Consider the following 16,542-nt stretch of genomic DNA (forward strand, 5'->3'; position numbering starts at 1 on the left):
CCTTCAAAGACATCGATGAGAAACAAATACGAAATATCAGGATGCTGCTAAACAACAGACCTAGGAAAAAGTTGGACTTTAAATCACCGAATGAAGTCTTAGCACTACTTTTGTCATACCGTTGCACTTGATACTGGAATCTGCAGTTCCCTCTTTTCAATTTCATAGAATGGTCCTGATGTAGCAAACGTGATGAGATTCTCTTTGCCTACTACTCGCCATCTTGGCTGAAGTCCAGTTTAATTTTGAGCGCGAATACACAGGTGAGAACATGTATCAATACATACTCTCACCTTGCTATATTACGGAGTCTATTGGTTATCCACGAATTCAATTTTTTTGTTCGATTCGTCGATCTTTTTTTGTAGCTTGGCAATTTTCTTTTCCATCTTAGCTAAAGTCTTTTGGCTCCTCTTTAACTTCTTATTGATGGACTTGACCTTCTTCAATTTTTTGATCGTACTATCCGCATCCTTTACTGTGTTTGACGCGTTTGCTGTATTGAATTCAGCGGTGGCAACATCAGCTTCTGAGTTGATATCAGCTACTTTCTTTTTAAGTTCAATATTGGTGCTTTTCTCCTTTTCGTACTCCAATTGTAGCTTATTCAGTTCTGTTGTAAGCTTGAGAAGCTTTTGCTGTTCCTTTAGCTTGTCTATTTTAGTATTATTCTGTGCAAAGCCTGCAACTGCAGACAGGAGCATTATAGCTATTAAAAATAATCTCTTCATATATAACTAACTTACTTTCTTATGACAAAGATATGCAATAGAATACTTATTGCTAAGACTTGTCCCATGAATTAGATTTTTTTATACTTGGTTTATTTCTATAAAGAAACGATAGGTGTTATTCTAGATTGACCAGGATTGTCTTGTTCGGAGTTGTTTGTAGGTATGATTTTGAAAGCAAATCAAGTTGTCTGTATAATACATTTCTTCAAATCTCTCCAGAGACTTGTACTAGTCGCTACTCTAATAGCTTATGCAATGAATAAGACTTGCCTTGCTTCAGAGAAACCGATTAATTGTGTTTCTTTCCTTCGGCTCAGATGGGGTGTGTTTTTTATAGCACTATGTCGAGCAGAATATGACTGGAGGGTAGTTATCAAAGGTAGATCTGGGGCACGAGACGATGGGCTATATACAAAGAAAAATCGTTGTAAAACTAAGGTCTTACAACGATTGTCTGCTTTTGAAGACTTTTCTGATGCCCATTCTGAAGGAATCTTAAAGCCATTTTGCGGAGAGAGAGGTTAGTGAACTAAACTCTGCAACTCCTTGTATCGTAACATTTTATACGTTTCAAACTTTTTTGTGTAGCCATATTGTAGCCACAAGAGAGTATTTAGAGCGTACTCATAGATACCGCTGTTAGAATTGCACTCTTGCAATTCGTGGGTTCAAAGGTACATAAAAAATGAACCGTCTCCAAACTTTTTGATAGAAAAGTTGTTATAAACTTCTTGGCTACAATTTTCAGTGCACGGTGCAAGCCCTTATATATGAAGGGACTTGCACCGTGCACTGACGAATATTCATTATGTAGTTGCTTTGTATGTTTTTGAGAAACCGACAAAACGGGCAAATGGTGTTATATTGCCAACATTGGCAATATAATATTCTTGAAAAAGGTCCATTTCTATGGAACTTTGCAATTGAAAATCAAAGTAATAAATATATGCATACGAAAATGAGACCCCAAAGAGAAAAGGGACGCTTGTTTATCGTGCTTCCCACTCTTGAAATTATGCTGTCTTCTTGCGACAACAGCAAGATGAAAGCCCAAATTGCAGGTATGGAATATTCCAATTTCCTGAAACATTGCAAGATGCAGGCGAACTTGAGGATTGAAACCTATACCAAGTGTGCCGCCGCATTCGATATGGATGTACTGCTTTTACATCTTCCCAAAGGAATGATCGATTCTTTAGTGCACTCCTCTTCTGATAAGAGTCATCGCTTTTTCACCATTGAGAGAGAAGATCTCATCTTTTTGCTGAATGAACTTTGTCAGGTGGACCACAAAAGAATGTTTCAGCACATTATACACCTTATCCATCTGATAGAGAAGCAAGACAACCTGTCTGAACTTCATGATTTGGTGAAAGCAATTGAGGAACTTATCAAAAAATTGATGCGTGATGACAGAGAATAACATGGTTCCCGCCTCACTCATGGAGGAAATACGTTCCTTGAAAGAAAGTATGGATCGGATTACAAGCTTCATTCTTGAACTGAAACATGACTATGCAGTTTTGGAAGAAAATATAGAACTGAGTACATCAGATGTCCTGCGATTGCTTGGAATATCAAAGGCTTCGCTTGCAAGATGGAGGGAGGCCAACTCCGTCCCTTACAGGTATGTCTCCTGCAACCATGTGGTCTATCCTTTCAAAGGGTTGTATATAGCCATCAAGACCGGACGTGCTTCCTTCAAGGGCTTTCGTCGTTTGGAAGCCTTGCAACGCCTTAATGCCTACAAGGACGGAGTCTTGAAAGGATATATGGGCGATGACTCCCAAACTTTATTTGAAGAACTATGAATTTGAAAGAAGAAATCTTGCAGAAGACCAACCGTGGATTGGAGGTATTTTATTTCTACATGCCGATTGAGTTCGTGCCGAAACGTAATTTCCGCAACCCCTTGTACGATGACAAGCGTGCATCTTGCAATATCTACTTTGACACCCAATCACAGTGCTATCGCATGAAAGATTTTGGGAACGAGGCATATTCCGGAGATTGTTTTTGGTTCACTGCCGCGATTCTGGGCTTTGATGTGCGAACGGAATTCATAAAGGTGCTGACATCTATCATACACGACTTGGGGCTAAACATTCCCATCAAAGAAAGGAAAACTTCAGAACAAAGAAGATGTTTTACAAGAACATCTACAGCGTCCCTCGTCAAGCACAAGTCTGCCGACTCCAAATCGTCAGAAAGCAGAAGATGGTTTCATATTCATGAACAACCTTTCAGTGCAGAAGAAAAGGACTTTTGGTTACGGTATGGAATAACGGACAGAATCCTGATGCGATACCATGTGAAGTCGTTGTTTCGCTATGAAGCCGTTTCCAGCCAAGGGAAGCCTTATACGCTGACTTCCACGAAAGAAGAACCGATGTTCTGCTACGTGATGGGAGATTTCGTAAAAATATATCGTCCTAACAGCAAACTACGTTTTCTCTACGGAGGAGAGAAACAGGAAGATTACGTTTTCGGCTTCGAGCAACTTCCCAACAAAGGAGACATTCTTTTCATCACGGGAGGAGAGAAAGACGTATTGTCGCTCTCCGCTCACCATTTCAATGCCATCTGCTTTAACAGTGAAACTGCCTCAATACCGGAAAATGTCATTGAAAGCCTGCAACTGCGCTTCAGGCATATCATCCTGCTCTATGACATGGATGAAACGGGATTGCGAGAGGCTCAACGACAAGCGGAGTTGCTGGCGAAGTATAACGTGTTGCATTTGGCTTTGCCTCTTGAAGGAACAAAGAATGAAAAAGACATTTCAGACTTCTTCGCCTTGGGACATACGGAAAACGAGTTGCGAGACTTACTCACAGACAAACTTTCGGGAATGTACACACAAACGATTATGATGCTGCGTTCTTGTGAGATCAATTACGACAACCCTCCTGATGCTTCCAGAGCGATTATTGCGGTCAATGGAGTGCCGATTGGCACGCAGGACAATTTGTTTTGTATCACCGGTGGCGAAGGAACAGGAAAGAGCAACTATGTCGGAGCTATTCTTTCCGGAGCATTGGTGAAGGAACGAATGCAGTCGGAGAAGACTTTGGGTCTGGAGATTGCTCCTAATTCCAAAGCTTGGGCGGTGTTACATTATGACACGGAGCAGTCTGAAGCACAGTTGCACAAAAACTTAGGCAAGACATTGCGCAGGGCATCTATGACAGCTGTTCCGGAGTTTTATCATTCTCTGTACCTTGCCTCACTTTCCCGAAAGGACCGATTGAAACTTATCCGTGAGAGTATGGACTTATTTCATCACAGACATGGAGGGATTCATCTTATGGTAATCGATGGCATAGCAGACTTGATACGCTCTGCCAATGATGAAACGGAAAGCATTGCCATCGTGGACGAACTTTACCGCTTGGCAGGCATCTACAATACCTGCATCATCTGCGTGCTGCATTTTGTACCGAACGGTATCAAACTCCGCGGGCATATCGGCTCCGAACTACAGCGCAAGGCTGCGGGTATTCTCTCCATAGAGAAAGACGACAATCCCGAATACTCCGTGGTAAAGACTCTGAAAGTTCGTGATGGCAGTCCGTTGGATGTACCTATGATGCTTTTTGGATGGGATAAGTCTGTCGATATGCACGTTTACCGTGGCGAGAAGTCGAAAGAAGATAAGGAGAAACGTAAAACGGGAGAACTGATTGCCGTGGTCAGAGAGGCATTCCGGAACACGTTCAAGCTCTCATACCAAGATCTTTGTGAAGCATTGATGCGGGAAATGGAAATCAAAGACCGAACGGCAAAGAAGTACATCGCCTATATGAAAGAACAACGCATCTTGGCACAAGACACCAATGGAAACTATCAAAAGGGAGAACTATGCCGTACCTAGAACATCATACCGAAGATAGTTGGCAAAAACGCCTTTTCGATAAACTGATGAGTGTTGAGGACAAACTTGACCAATTGCTTGTCCTGCAAGATAAGTCTATTGACACGACTGTTCGTCCACCTTTGAAGCCGGAATATTTGGATATTATTGATGTATCCAAGATTCTGAGAGTGGAACAGAAGACAATTTACAATTGGGTCTGGGCTGGGAAAATTCCCTATCTCAAGGCCAATGGTCGATTGCTTTTCCTTCGGGAAGAGATCGATGAAATGGTACAAAAGCGTGAAGAATGGTAGTATGTTCCCATCAACCAAAAGATTAAGTATGGATTTTCCTTCTCATATTTTTGGGTTTACGCAGAAAAGGTGTTACCTTTGCTGTCGCGAATTACATATTGTTTCGCGACAAGAAATAAGTATAAGTATGAGTGAAAGCATTGAGAATAAAATACTTGATAAATCAAAGAAGTGCGGACGTGGATCTGTTTTCTTCGTGGGCGACTTCGTTTCGTATGGCAATCGAAATGCTGTCAATAAGGCTTTGGAACGTCTCACGGAAAAAGGACAGATGCTTAGGGTTGCACGTGGCATTTACTGCTATCCCAAAATAGAGAAAGTTTACGGACTTGGTGCAGTCCCTCCATCGCTTGAGGACATTGCCAAAGCAATGGCAAAAAGAGATGGCGCAAGAATAGTCCCGACAGGACTTTACGCCCAATATCAATTGGGACTGACGCAACAAGTGCCGATGAACGTTGTTTTCTTAACCGATGGAGCCTCACGTACCATAAATCTTGGTGAGGGAAAAAATATCAAGTTCAAGCATGCCTCTCCCAGATATTTCGCAATTCGCAGTCAATTGGCACTTCTACTGACAATGGCTCTTAAAGACCGGGAAACAGAAAATCTGTCAGAAGAACAGATTGCTGTCATCAAGACAAAGTTAAATGAAAATCCTCACCTTCAGGTTGCCGACCTCAAACTAATGACCTCGAAGGTAAGGGAGTTTATAGTTGGTCTGTATGAATAAGTTTTTAGAACTATCAGATTCACAAAGGAAAAACGTTTATGAATCAATTGCATACAAGGTCGGGTTGCCTGCCCAAGTGATCGAGAAAGACTTTTGGGTAACTGTTATCTTGCAGACTGTTTTTGCACTGCCTATTTCCAGACATTTTGTTTTCAAGGGCGGTACCAGCCTGAGCAAGGGGTGGAAACTCATCGAGCGGTTCTCAGAGGATATAGATCTTGCTGTTAATCCCGTATTTATCGGTGCGTCAGAAGGAGAACTCACGAAAAAGCAAATCAAGAAATTGCGAAAAGCATCTTCGCTTTTCGTTTTGGAAGAACTGACACCGATGATTTCCGAAGAACTGCGGAGACAAGGCTTGCATCCGTATGTTACGGTCGATGCCCAACCCAAGGGAGATGGAGACAACACCTATCCTGAACCGCGTCAGATTTATCTTCATTATAAATCTCTCTTTGACAAGGAACTTACATACCTTCGTGCAGACGTTGTATTGGAGGTTAGTGCGCGTTCTTTGTTGGAACCGACAGAATCTATACAGATTACGAGTATTCTTGGAGAGCATCTTCCCTTTACTCCATTGGTAAACAGTGCCATTCATACCGCTATTCCGGCAAAGACATTCCTTGAAAAGGCATTCTTGCTTCACGAGTTATTCTCTGTTCCCGGACGTGGAATGACAGCAGATCGCAAAAGCCGGCACCTTTATGACCTATACGTCATGATGAATAGGGATTTTGCAAAGGAAGCAATAGTGGATGATGTTTTGTGGGAATCTATTCGCCATCATCGGGAAATTTACACTTCCGTGAGGGATGTGGATTATACACCTGATGTCCGCAAACGTCTGCAACTTGTTCCCCGAAAAGACATCCTTGATGCGTGGAAGGATGATTATGAAGCTATGAAAGAGGCTATGATCTATGGTTCAAAGCCCTCGTTTGAAGAATTGCTGGAAGCCATGTCCGAACTTCAGGAAAAGTTCAGAATAAGACATTAGAACGTAGCCTTATAAACGGCTAAACTGCGTATGTATAATGATTGGCAGTTGGCAGAAGCGTCGAGCAGGTTTTCTTGCTCGACGCTTTTTTATCGCCATTTTGGTTTAGAGATAATCACCCGACTCATCACATCATGGCTTTCCGGCCTTTTCTTTGGAGCATGTGTGGGAGATTGAGGTATTTCGTTGTGTGGGGGAGACTTTCCTATAGGTTCTTGTTTAATATCCTGTGATAAACCGTTTTGTTCACTTTCCGTTTCCTCTCGTTCCTCCTCCGGCGGAGCAAGGGTAAGGGCTATCCGTCTGTCCAATTCAGCCGCCTCACCTTTGAGTGCACGAAGCTCTTCTTCTTTCTTCCAAGAACTGTTGGCAATGACGGTGTAAACATCTTTATTGGCTGCGACCTTTGCCATCTCCTTTTCGTGTGACTCTATCACCTTGGGGATACGCTCCAAGGCATTGATAAAATTCTGACAGGCAAGTTTAGGGTCCGAAGCCAATTTGCCGTTATTATAGGTATAGTAGATACTCTCCTGCCCTTTCACAAAAAAGCGATTTACAGAGCAATCAAATAGGTCTTTGGAAGTACTCTCCGTCTTGACCATGATGGAAAAGCCATAAATCTCACCGATTTTATTGTACTCTCCCTTGGTGCGTGCCTTCTCGTCTATCTCCTGCAGACGTGCGGCAATGATCTTGATGTCGGTACTGTCCTCCACACCTTTGACTGTCAGTTTATTGACAGGCTGTCCCTCCTTATCACGCTCCACACGCTGCTCAAAGAGAGCCAAGTCAGCTTTAGCTTCCTTAATCTTGTCCGAATGGAAGGACACGGAGCTCTCAATCTCTGCCAACTTCCCTGTTGCTGCATCACGTTCCCGGAGGAAGTTCTTACGTTCTGATTCTAAGGTGGTAATTTTCTTATCCAGCCTTGCTTTTTCCAAAAGGTCGGTGTTGCCTGAAAGTACGGCTACATACTCGGAAAAGTTCATTCCGCTGTCCTCGTCCATACTTCCCTCATCAATGGTACGGCTACCCAAAGTGTTTGTTTTTAGCTGGTTGATAAAGAGCTGTTTGTTGTGCAACAGATTGAACTTATAGCTATCCAAGGAACGCTCTACGGCATAGATGATGACATCGACCTTGTTGTCCGCAAACTCCTTGGCAACAAGATTTCCCTTTCGGATGGCACGCCCGTTCCGTTGCTCAAGGTCTGACGGTCGCCAAGGCGTGTCAAGTTGATGGACCGCTACGGCACGTTGCTGGGCGTTTACACCTGTTCCCAACATGGAGGTAGAACCGAAGACGATGCGGATGTCGCCACGGTTCATCGCATCCACCATCGCTTTCTTGGCCTTCTCGTTCTTGCATTCCTGAATGAAGCGTATCTCGTAGGACGGGATATGATAGTCTTCTACCAGCTTACGCTTGATTTCCGAATAGATGTTGAACTCTCCACCGGGCTTGTAAGTCCCTAAATCAGAGAAAACGAACTGCGTCCCTTTCTGTGCATTATACTTCTGATAGTAGTCATTGAGCAACTTCGCGCAATGGCTCGCCTTGTTGTCGATATGGTCTGAGTATCCATTTTCATCAATCATGCGTAAATCCAAGCTCATCTTGCGGGCGTAGTCTGTTGCAATCAGCATCTTTGCTCTTTCCTCGCTCTCACTCAGTGGCGCTCGTCCTAAGATCGTGGCATCCCCTTTCTTGGCAAACTCCATCAGCTTACCGATGAACTCTTCCTGTTCGGGCGTGGGCGGTATGTTGTGCAGTATCTCGTTCTTCTCGGGTCGGTCGATACCGATGTCCTTTGCTGTGCGGAAGTCGCAGATCTCCGCATAGAACGAGGCAAGTTCCGGCACCTTGATGAAGGTGCGGTAACGTTCCTTCTGGATAATCTCATTGGTGATGGAGAACTCGTAGTCGGTCGATTTCTTGGCAAAGACCGCCGCCCATGCGTCAAAGCTGTTGATACCCTGCTTCTCCAAAGCCTGCGGGCGCAGGTATTTGAAAAGCAGATACAGCTCTGTAAGTGAGTTGCTGATAGTCGTTCCTGAAAGGAAAGTAGCTCCTAAATCCTTGCCCGACCTCTCCTGTATGGTGCGGATGGCAAAGAGCATGTTCAAGGCTCGCTGTGAGCCGTCGGGATTGCCCAAACCCGACACCCGGTCGTGGCGGGTATTGAACATCAGGTTCTTGAACTGGTGCGATTCATCTACGAATAGGTGGTCAATGCCCATCATCTTGAAATCTACGGCATCGTCTTTTCTTTCGGCTATGCTGTCCTGAATCCCCTGTAACTTCGCTTCCAGTGTCTGCTTGCGCTTCTCCAGTCCTTTGAGCATGGCTCTTGATATATCATGCCCTTGCTGGCGCAATACTTCAAGGTTCTCCTCCACGGAGTCCATCTCCTTCTGAAGGATAGCCTCCTGTATCTCCAAGGCTTGCGGTATCATACCGAACTGCTCATGCGTCAAAATAATACAGTCCCAATCGTTGTTCTTGATGTCGTTAAAAATACGCTGTCGGTTCTGCTTATTGAAATCGTTCTTGCCCGGATAGAGAATCCTTGCATTGGGATAAGCCTTGCGGAACGTGTCGGCAATATCAAATACGTTTGCCTTCAGACCGATAATCATCGGCTTGTTTGACAGTCCCAGCCGTTTCATCTCGTAGGCTGCCGTACACATAATCAAGGTCTTACCCGCCCCCACCTCGTGGTCACATATACCGCCGCCGTTGGTTTTCAGCATCCATACGGCATCCTTCTGACTCTTGTATAAGTCGGCAATGCCCAATCTTTTTAGGTCAAGGTCGGGAAAAGTCTGATGTGCACCGTCGAAGTTGGGGCGCACAAAACAGTTGAAAAGGCGGTTATACCTGTCTGCAAGCTGCTGCTTGAAGGTGTCAGGTGTTCGTCCGAGCCAATCGACAAAGCCCTGCCGTATCTCCTCAATCTTGGCGTTCGCCATCTGTATGGCGTGTCCATCCCGCACTTTGACGGTCTTGGTCTCGCCTGTTATGGCATCCCGCACCTCCTTGCTCTTGTTGATGTCGGGAATGGTATTGTGCAGGGCGTGCTTCAAAAGGTTGATGCCATCATAACGGCGGAACTCGCCCTGTACGGAGTACTTGTGCCAAATATTGGCGTTCTTTTGGTCGCATGAAATGGAATACTCATCCATGTTGGAGTGGTAGGACACTCCTATCTCGGTCTCAAAGAACTCCGAGGCGAACCTGCCATAGACCTTTGAGGGTATCCAACGTTCACCGAGGTTGAAGTCAAGCTCGGCAAAGGGAATGGGCGTAGGCGTGGCTGTACGTAAGGCGGCAAGGCTTAGTTTGGCTTCCTCGTGGTCGGGATGGTCCAAAAGCCACGACTCGATGCGCTCCGCCTTTTCAATCACATTACCCGAAATGAACTTGTCCGCTACCTCATAGCCGTCCTCTTCGGGATTGTAGAAGATGCGTCCCTCCAAAGCTGAAATGATGTCGCTTTCCTCCATATCAGGTAAAAGCGAACTCATATAGTCGAGTTCCACCGAGCCATACTTGTTGAGCGATGCACCCAGTGCTTCCATCGGATCAGCTGCAACGGTCAGTTCGGTGGTGGCGAATGCCGTGGGATGGTCAAAGATGTCCGCCTTGATATATTTACCGTTCTCGGAGCGTTCCAAGAAAAGCATCTCCATGCCCGTGGCATCCATTTTTATCACATCGGTGTTCGTCTTCTGGTTGAAGTAGCCCCAGCGTAGGACATAGCCGTCATAAAGTCGGTTGAGTTTCTCGCGTTCTTCCTTGTCCTCGGTCCGGTTGTTTGCTTCATAGTCATAAAGGCGGTGGTAGCTCTCCCTTATTTCTATATAGGCTTTCAGCCGTGAGATTTGCGCATAGGGCAAGTCCATCGGATTGAAAGTGGGATGCCGCTTCAAATCAGAAAGAAAACCGACCTGCCCCTTCTGCACGACAATGGAACCGTCCCTCAAATGCGAATCGGGCGATGAGAGAAAGGGACGCGGCGCGGCGTCAAACTCCTTCTTCACCTCCGCTATGGGTTGTGGGGTACGCTGCCCGGATTCGTCCATAAAGTCGAAGAGCGAAAGTTGCCTTACGGGCGAAGGTGTTGATTTCTTGCTTCTGCGAGGACTATTCTGTGCTGTTCCTACCCTTTTCTGCTGTTTGTTGGGAGAGGGCTGCCGGCTTGGCTTTGGCTGCGCTGTAGAGACCTCTTTGATCTCTTTGTTTACTCGGGTTACCTCTTGTGTCCAAAGGTTGTATTCTTCGGGAGCAAAGAGCGTAGGCTCATCGCTTTTCTCGTGCAGGTAGATGGGGTGATGGTCATCATCGAAATAGACCGTTTTCCCATCCATCTCTCGTGGGCTTTCCACGTCCGTGCGAATTTCCGGCTCCTCCATCTCATACTGAAAATGAAGCGTCAAGGCAGGAGTCCCCTCCGGGGCTATCTCCGCACCACTTATGGATGGTGCTATTATGGTCGCTTCTTCAGGGATGTGCTGTTCTGTTGTGAGGGAAGTGTCGAGAAAAACTTCTTGTTCTTCTTTCGTTGTCTCCTCCTTGACCTCTTCTGCTATGACTTCCTCTGCAACCGCTTCTTCTACGGTCTTTTCTTCTTTGGTGTATCGTCCTTGTACGAGTTCTTCGAGTTCGGCTATCTCGTGCAGTTTCTGGGGGCTAAAATATAAGTCTCGTTCAATACCTAACCCATGTATCTTGACTTCCTCCATTTCGTCAAGCGACATATTGCCCAGTTCCCAACCGTAGCCCATCGTAACCGCACCGAAGCCGATACGGGTCTTTGGGTCATACTCCAAGAGGTAAGCCGTGTAAGCTCCCATTGGGAAGAAGTAACGGGCGTAGGCAACTTTATCGCCAATAAGTTCTTTTTCCGTACTGTACAACTTGGGCAGTTGCTTCCTGATACTGTCGGGCATCAGGTTGTAGGCATTGTCTATATCCTTGTCTTCAGTTTCCTGCCTGTCTGTTTTTGTTTTCAGCTTTGTAGTGATACCCAACTTTTGCAGTTGTTTCTCCGCTTCTGCCTGCCGCTCTTCTTCTGTCATAGGTATGCCTGTCTCATAGAGTTTTCGGTCAAGGCGTTGCTCAAATTCCAAGGAGAGTTGTGTCCTTATATTCTCCGCCATATCGTCAATGCCACCATCGAAGTGATACTCCCATGCAGGCTTGCCGTATGGGTCCCTGCCCATCGTGCGTTCGGTGGCAATGGTTCGGTGGGTTATGTCCTTCCATTCACCGTCAAAGAGTGAATTGTGCTTGAATACGACAGAAGAGCCTTCGGCTATGGGAGCCGATACGGACGCAACAAATTGCTGTTCCATGCCCTCGCTGATAGTCTTGCCCGACTGCTTTTGCAGGACGATGAGGTCGCTGCCCACTTCCGTTCCTGCATTCTCTGAGAACATGCCCGACGGCAGGCGGAGAGCGGAGATAAGCCGACTGTTCTGCATCAGGTAACGGCGTATGGCTTCGTTCTTGGGACTGTCCAATACGCCCTGCGAGGTGATGAATGCCAACAGTCCGCCCTCCTTGATGCAGTCCAGTCCCTTCACAAAAAAGTAATTGTGGATGGCTCGTGTGGATTCACGCTTGAGAATGTCTTTTCCCTTGCTGTACTCCCGGTCATAGACCATGAAATCGCCAAAGGGAATATTGCTTGTTACAAGGTCGTACTTGTCCTTGTCCTCCAACTCCCCGATGGCTTCAAAAGGGGCTTGGCGGACTATGATGTTGTCCTGCCCATAAGGATGAATGGCTTGTGAGATACGGGCAGTGAGCAGGTCTTTTTCCATTGCATCGACCGTACCGGCCTTTTTAGAGAAAGTCTCAGTAAAGGCTCCCATGCCTGCCGAAGGGTCCAAGCATCGTCTTATCTGCACATTGGTAGCGGTAAGCGCATCGGAAATGGCGGCAACGATTCGGGTATCGGTATAAAAGGAAGTCAATACACTTGCCTTGATGCTCTCCCAATAACGCTTGGCGGTATTGGCATCGACGGCATCACGGTAAATCATCTGTTTGAGCCTTTGGGTCGGTTCAAAGAGGTGTTGCTCTGACTTGCTCCAATAGCGGATGTCGTCGGGGATGTCCGTGCGGTTAAGCACGCATTTCAAGCCACCGAAGCCCTGATAGCCGCGCAATATGCCTTTCTCTGCTTCGGTGGCTTCACGGCGTTCTTTCTCCAAGCGCAGCACGACACGGATGGCTTCCGTGTTGGCCGCCAAGACTGCTTTCTTATTGTATGCCATAGTGTTTTCTTTTAAATTAAGGAGGAGGAAAAAAGTCGGGAGATAAAAAATATATTACCTCCCGACCTTATCTGTTACTCTCCGTGTCTGTCGGGATTATCTCCCTCGTTGTTTTCCTTTCTTATTTTCAAATTCAAAGGATGTGGTATAGTCTTCATTCAGTACCAGACGGGCGTTGAACTTCTTGCCTGCCTTGCTGGTCAAGCCATTGAGAATGGGTGTCCGACCTGTGGTCAGCAAGTCCCGGATATTGTCCTCGGAGAGCAGCGTGCCGCAGACTTCGCGGAAAACATGGAAGTTGCAGTCCTTGTTTCTGCACTTGGCTACCTTGGCGTAGATGCCCACGCTCTCACTGCCGCACTCGGGACAGCGGTAGGTTGGGTAAGACTTCTGTTCGGAAGCAAGCGAGAGCAGTTCCTCGCAGATGGTACTAATATAGGAGTTGATACCTTGTGCAAACCTTTCGGGCGGCATCTGACCTGCCTCGATAGCGGCAAGAGCCAGTTCCCAACTGCCTGTCATCTCCGCATTGGCAATCTTCTTGTCCTTGACAATCTCATAGACTGCCAAGCCTTTTTCTGTTGGGACAATGGCTTTCTTCTCTCTGCGGATGTAATCACGGAGGATAAGCGTCTCGATGATGTTGGCTCTTGTGGCAGGTGTGCCGATACCGCACTCCGCCATTGCCTTCTTGCTCTCTGCATCCTCAACCTCTCTTCCTGCATTCTCCATTGCAGAGAGGAGCGTTGCCTCTGTATAGAGAGGCTTTGGCTTGGTCTTATGTTCGGTGATTTCTGCATCAACAAGTGGCAGGACTTCTCCTTCTGGCAAGTTGGGCAATGAAGACAAAACCTGTTCATCGCCGTCTTCTTTCTCCTCTGTCTCGGTTGCCTTGTTTTTCTGCACCGCTTTCCAGCCCAAGGAGATTTGTCGGCAGGCTTTCCAAGTAAAGATGTTGGTGTCGTCCGTGAACTGCACCTGCACACGCTCTTCCTCGGAATCGGGAGAAAAGGCTTCGACAAAGCGGGTTACTACCATCTGATAGACAGTCACCTCGTCTGCCGATAAGCCCTGCGGTGTTTCGCCCGTCGGGATGATGGCGTGGTGGTCGGTTACTTTGTCATTGTCCACCGAATGGCGGTTAAGTGGATTGGATAGCGTCTTGCCTATCTTGCGGAGCAGGACGGGTACTTCCTCAAAGACATCCTCACTGATGTATCGGCTGCCTGTACGGGGATAGGTCGTGATTTTCTTCTCATAGAGGCTTTGAGCTATCGAGAGGGTCTTGTCCGCTGAAAAGCCGTGGCATCTGTTGGCTTCTTTCTGCAAGGCAGTAAGGTCGTACAAGAGGGGTGGCGACGTATGTCCCACCTTTCTTGTGACCGATTCTATCGTAAGCCGGCTCTGACTGCGGAGTGCAGCGAGAGCAGTCTGTGCCGATGCTTCACTCTCGTAGTCGATAACACCAATGGCTTTCAGCGACATGCCATCTTTCTCTGTGAAAGCAGAAAGTTTCCAATAGGGTGCGGAAGAAAAATCACGGTTCTCTATGTACCGACGGCAGACCATAGCCAGTGTCGGGGTCTGCACCCGTCCCAAGGAATAACCGCCCCTGCGGGCAATGGACAGGGCACGGCTGGCATTGATGCCCACGAGCCAGTCGGCTTCTGCTCTCGCTTGAGCAGAGTGATACAAGTTCTCGTAGTTGTTGCCTGACTTGAGATTTGCCATGCCCTCACGGATAGCTTTGTCCGTGAGCGAGGAAATCCAAAGGCGGTAGAAAGGCTTTCGGCAACCCAGATGTGCATAAATCCATCTGAATATCAGTTCACCCTCCCTGCCTGCATCGGTGGCTACGATGATACGGTCAGCTCTGTCGAAGCAACTTCGGATGATTTTGAGCCGCTTTAATGCCGCTGGGTCGGATATATACTCCTTGTCCTTGCGCACTTGGCGGACGATCAATTGGAAAGGATTGGGACGGATGGGCAGGTCTTCCGCTTTATAGGCTGTAAAACCGTAGGCTTCGGGCATGGCAAGGGCAATGAGATGTCCCATTGCCCAAGTAACAAAATATCCATTACCCTCTAAATATCCGTCCTGTCTGCTGTTTGCCCCTACGATACGGGCAATGTCTCTGGCTACCGAGGGTTTCTCGGCGATAATACAAGTTGTCATAGTTGGTAAAAGAAATTAAGGGTTACATCTTGCGTCCACGGGACTTCTTATGCTTGTTCTCGTCCTGCTTCTGTTTTTGGGCGGCAGTAGGCTGTGTCTGCCCGGTCTTCAGGGGTTCTTTCACGCTCTTGGTGGCTTCGTTGGTCTTGCCGTGGTTGTTCACAGCTACCTGTGTCTTGTGTTCCTCTGCCACGGCTTCCACCTTGCCATTCTTATGACTCTTGTCGGGATTCCACTTATAGAAGCGAGGGCGGTTCTGCTCTTTGTCCATACGGACATAGGCGTTGAAAGAGTTTCCCTCCTTATCCACCATGTTTTTAAGATAAAGTGTTCGACCACTGTCCAAGGCTTCACGTTGCTTGTCAGAAAGCTCCAACCCACAGAGTTTGTGAGGCACTCCTTGCTGTTGTGTTTGTTTGTGTTCCTGTCGCTCTCTTAAACTTTTGTTGTCTCCAAAGATAAACTCAATACCCTTTCGTTCGGCATTGACCTGCAGGGTGGCATTGAAGGACTTGCCACTCTTGGCGGTCATGCCCTCCACTTTCACGGCTTTGCCCTCCACGAGGTTTTTGTATTGTGCATCGGAAAGGGTAACACCCTTGATTTCCTTGGGAATGTTCACACGGTCGGCGCGCAGGGCGATAATCTCATTGGTCTGCGGGTCGATGGAGACGTAGGCAGAGAAAGGCTCTCCGTTCTTGGGTGTTACTTCGATGGTCTTGCCGAGATTGCCCGTAGTGAGTAGCTGTTCCTTCTCTTCGGGAGAGAACTTATAACCCATATAGGGAAAATCGAGTTGCGGTTCCTTCCTCAAAGGATGGATAGCCAAACCAATATCTCCCTGCTCGTTCGTGCGGAATGCCAAGCGTGCGTCGGTATAGATAGTGGTATCACCTATCGGGATGGCAATAGTCACGAGATTACTCTTCTGCCAAGAGAGCATCTTTTCCAACTCTCCACTCTGCTCGAGTCGCTCACGGGAAAGCCCAAGATGTTCGAGCTGCTTCCAATCAATCTTCGACTCGTCAATGGCGGTGGCGTTCTTCTTCTGCGGAAAATAGTCCTCAAAGGGTACGCCCATCTCTGTCAGTTGCTGTTTGCTTTCGTCCTTCTCACGGCTTTGGAGCAGAGTGCGAAGATTGTCCACGCCTTGCTCCACGTTGCTTGCCACGACCTTGTACAGTCCGAAACGGGACGGCTCGTTGAACTGCTTTAAGAAGTTGGTCATGAAGTTCTTCAGAAGTCCATCCTTGCTATTGAACTTCAAGAATGCAGCTTGATTGGCTGCGATGGCTTCAGTGGTTTTAAGGTTGCCTTTGTCGTCGATACCTGAAACTACGGAGAGTTTTCCTGCTTCCTGTTCATTCTTCACTTCCGTGCGGTCTTCCAAGACCAATACGTAGTTGTCACTGTTGTTCGATCCCATAATTCTTTGTTTTT

At 46.9% G+C, this 16,542-nt stretch carries 10 protein-coding genes and 1 pseudogene; 7 read left to right on the forward strand and 4 right to left on the reverse strand.

Features of this window, described 5'->3' with window-relative positions:
• A pseudogene (locus POREN0001_RS09715) lies at positions 1 to 131 on the forward strand (IS30 family transposase); the annotation flags it as partial.
• Between the two features lie 180 nt (positions 132 to 311).
• Here the strand turns inward: POREN0001_RS09715 and POREN0001_RS07935 are convergent.
• Entirely contained in the window at positions 312 to 731 is a 420-nt protein-coding gene (locus POREN0001_RS07935) for a hypothetical protein (RefSeq protein ID WP_040581506.1), read from the reverse strand.
• Positions 732 to 1,680: 949 nt separating this feature from the next.
• On the opposite strand from POREN0001_RS07935, the gene POREN0001_RS07945 reads away from it, so the two are divergent.
• The 6 genes from POREN0001_RS07945 (at position 1,681) to POREN0001_RS07970 (ending at position 6,637) form a co-directional block, all read left to right on the forward strand.
• Complete coding sequence (locus POREN0001_RS07945; protein WP_004335130.1) at positions 1,681 to 2,157, forward strand: hypothetical protein; 477 nt, start codon at positions 1,681 to 1,683, stop codon at positions 2,155 to 2,157.
• Positions 2,144 to 2,545: a hypothetical protein gene (locus POREN0001_RS07950; RefSeq protein WP_040581512.1), complete on the forward strand. Its 402-nt coding sequence runs from the start codon at positions 2,144 to 2,146 to the stop codon at positions 2,543 to 2,545. Before POREN0001_RS07945 ends, POREN0001_RS07950 begins: the two co-directional genes overlap by 14 nt.
• Positions 2,542 to 4,608 (forward strand): bifunctional DNA primase/helicase, encoded by a 2,067-nt coding sequence (locus tag POREN0001_RS07955; RefSeq protein ID WP_040581515.1) that lies wholly within the window; start codon positions 2,542 to 2,544, stop codon positions 4,606 to 4,608. Before POREN0001_RS07950 ends, POREN0001_RS07955 begins: the two co-directional genes overlap by 4 nt.
• Positions 4,596 to 4,904, forward strand: a complete 309-nt coding sequence (locus POREN0001_RS07960) for a helix-turn-helix domain-containing protein (RefSeq protein WP_004335199.1) — start codon at positions 4,596 to 4,598, stop codon at positions 4,902 to 4,904. The genes POREN0001_RS07955 and POREN0001_RS07960 overlap by 13 nt, the downstream gene beginning before the upstream one ends.
• 127 nt (positions 4,905 to 5,031) lie before the next feature.
• Positions 5,032 to 5,637: a DUF6088 family protein gene (locus POREN0001_RS07965; RefSeq protein WP_004335152.1), complete on the forward strand. Its 606-nt coding sequence runs from the start codon at positions 5,032 to 5,034 to the stop codon at positions 5,635 to 5,637.
• Positions 5,630 to 6,637: a nucleotidyl transferase AbiEii/AbiGii toxin family protein gene (locus tag POREN0001_RS07970; RefSeq protein ID WP_004335122.1), complete on the forward strand. Its 1,008-nt coding sequence runs from the start codon at positions 5,630 to 5,632 to the stop codon at positions 6,635 to 6,637. Before POREN0001_RS07965 ends, POREN0001_RS07970 begins: the two co-directional genes overlap by 8 nt.
• A gap of 89 nt (positions 6,638 to 6,726) precedes the next feature.
• Here POREN0001_RS07970 and POREN0001_RS07975 read toward each other — a convergent pair whose 3' ends face one another.
• The 3 genes from POREN0001_RS07975 to POREN0001_RS07985 all read right to left on the reverse strand — a co-directional run bounded on the left by POREN0001_RS07975 (position 6,727) and on the right by POREN0001_RS07985 (position 16,528).
• Positions 6,727 to 12,924: a helicase-related protein gene (locus POREN0001_RS07975; RefSeq protein WP_004335114.1), complete on the reverse strand. Its 6,198-nt coding sequence runs from the start codon at positions 12,922 to 12,924 to the stop codon at positions 6,727 to 6,729.
• 96 nt (positions 12,925 to 13,020) lie between these two features.
• Complete coding sequence (locus tag POREN0001_RS07980) at positions 13,021 to 15,102, reverse strand: type IA DNA topoisomerase (RefSeq protein WP_004335184.1); 2,082 nt, start codon at positions 15,100 to 15,102, stop codon at positions 13,021 to 13,023.
• Between the two features lie 22 nt (positions 15,103 to 15,124).
• Positions 15,125 to 16,528, reverse strand: a complete 1,404-nt coding sequence (locus tag POREN0001_RS07985) for a DUF3945 domain-containing protein (RefSeq protein WP_004335150.1) — start codon at positions 16,526 to 16,528, stop codon at positions 15,125 to 15,127.
• Between the last annotated feature and the right edge of the window lie 14 nt (positions 16,529 to 16,542).

Origin of the sequence: Porphyromonas endodontalis ATCC 35406, from assembly GCF_000174815.1 — a bacterium.
In the GTDB taxonomy this organism is placed as follows: Bacteria; Bacteroidota; Bacteroidia; order Bacteroidales; family Porphyromonadaceae; genus Porphyromonas; species Porphyromonas endodontalis.

Bases quoted from the DNA above. Each gene is read 5' to 3' on its own strand.
- POREN0001_RS07960 (WP_004335199.1), top strand. From the start codon at position 4,596: ATGCCGTACCTAGAACATCATACCGAAGATAGTTGGCAAAAACGCCTT.
- POREN0001_RS07980 (WP_004335184.1), bottom strand. From the start codon at position 15,102: ATGACAACTTGTATTATCGCCGAGAAACCCTCGGTAGCCAGAGACATT.
- POREN0001_RS07985 (WP_004335150.1), bottom strand. From the start codon at position 16,528: ATGGGATCGAACAACAGTGACAACTACGTATTGGTCTTGGAAGACCGC.
- POREN0001_RS07970 (WP_004335122.1), top strand. From the start codon at position 5,630: ATGAATAAGTTTTTAGAACTATCAGATTCACAAAGGAAAAACGTTTAT.
- POREN0001_RS07955 (WP_040581515.1), top strand. From the start codon at position 2,542: ATGAATTTGAAAGAAGAAATCTTGCAGAAGACCAACCGTGGATTGGAG.
- POREN0001_RS07950 (WP_040581512.1), top strand. From the start codon at position 2,144: ATGACAGAGAATAACATGGTTCCCGCCTCACTCATGGAGGAAATACGT.
- POREN0001_RS07945 (WP_004335130.1), top strand. From the start codon at position 1,681: ATGCATACGAAAATGAGACCCCAAAGAGAAAAGGGACGCTTGTTTATC.
- POREN0001_RS07975 (WP_004335114.1), bottom strand. From the start codon at position 12,924: ATGGCATACAATAAGAAAGCAGTCTTGGCGGCCAACACGGAAGCCATC.
- POREN0001_RS07965 (WP_004335152.1), top strand. From the start codon at position 5,032: ATGAGTGAAAGCATTGAGAATAAAATACTTGATAAATCAAAGAAGTGC.
- POREN0001_RS07935 (WP_040581506.1), bottom strand. From the start codon at position 731: ATGAAGAGATTATTTTTAATAGCTATAATGCTCCTGTCTGCAGTTGCA.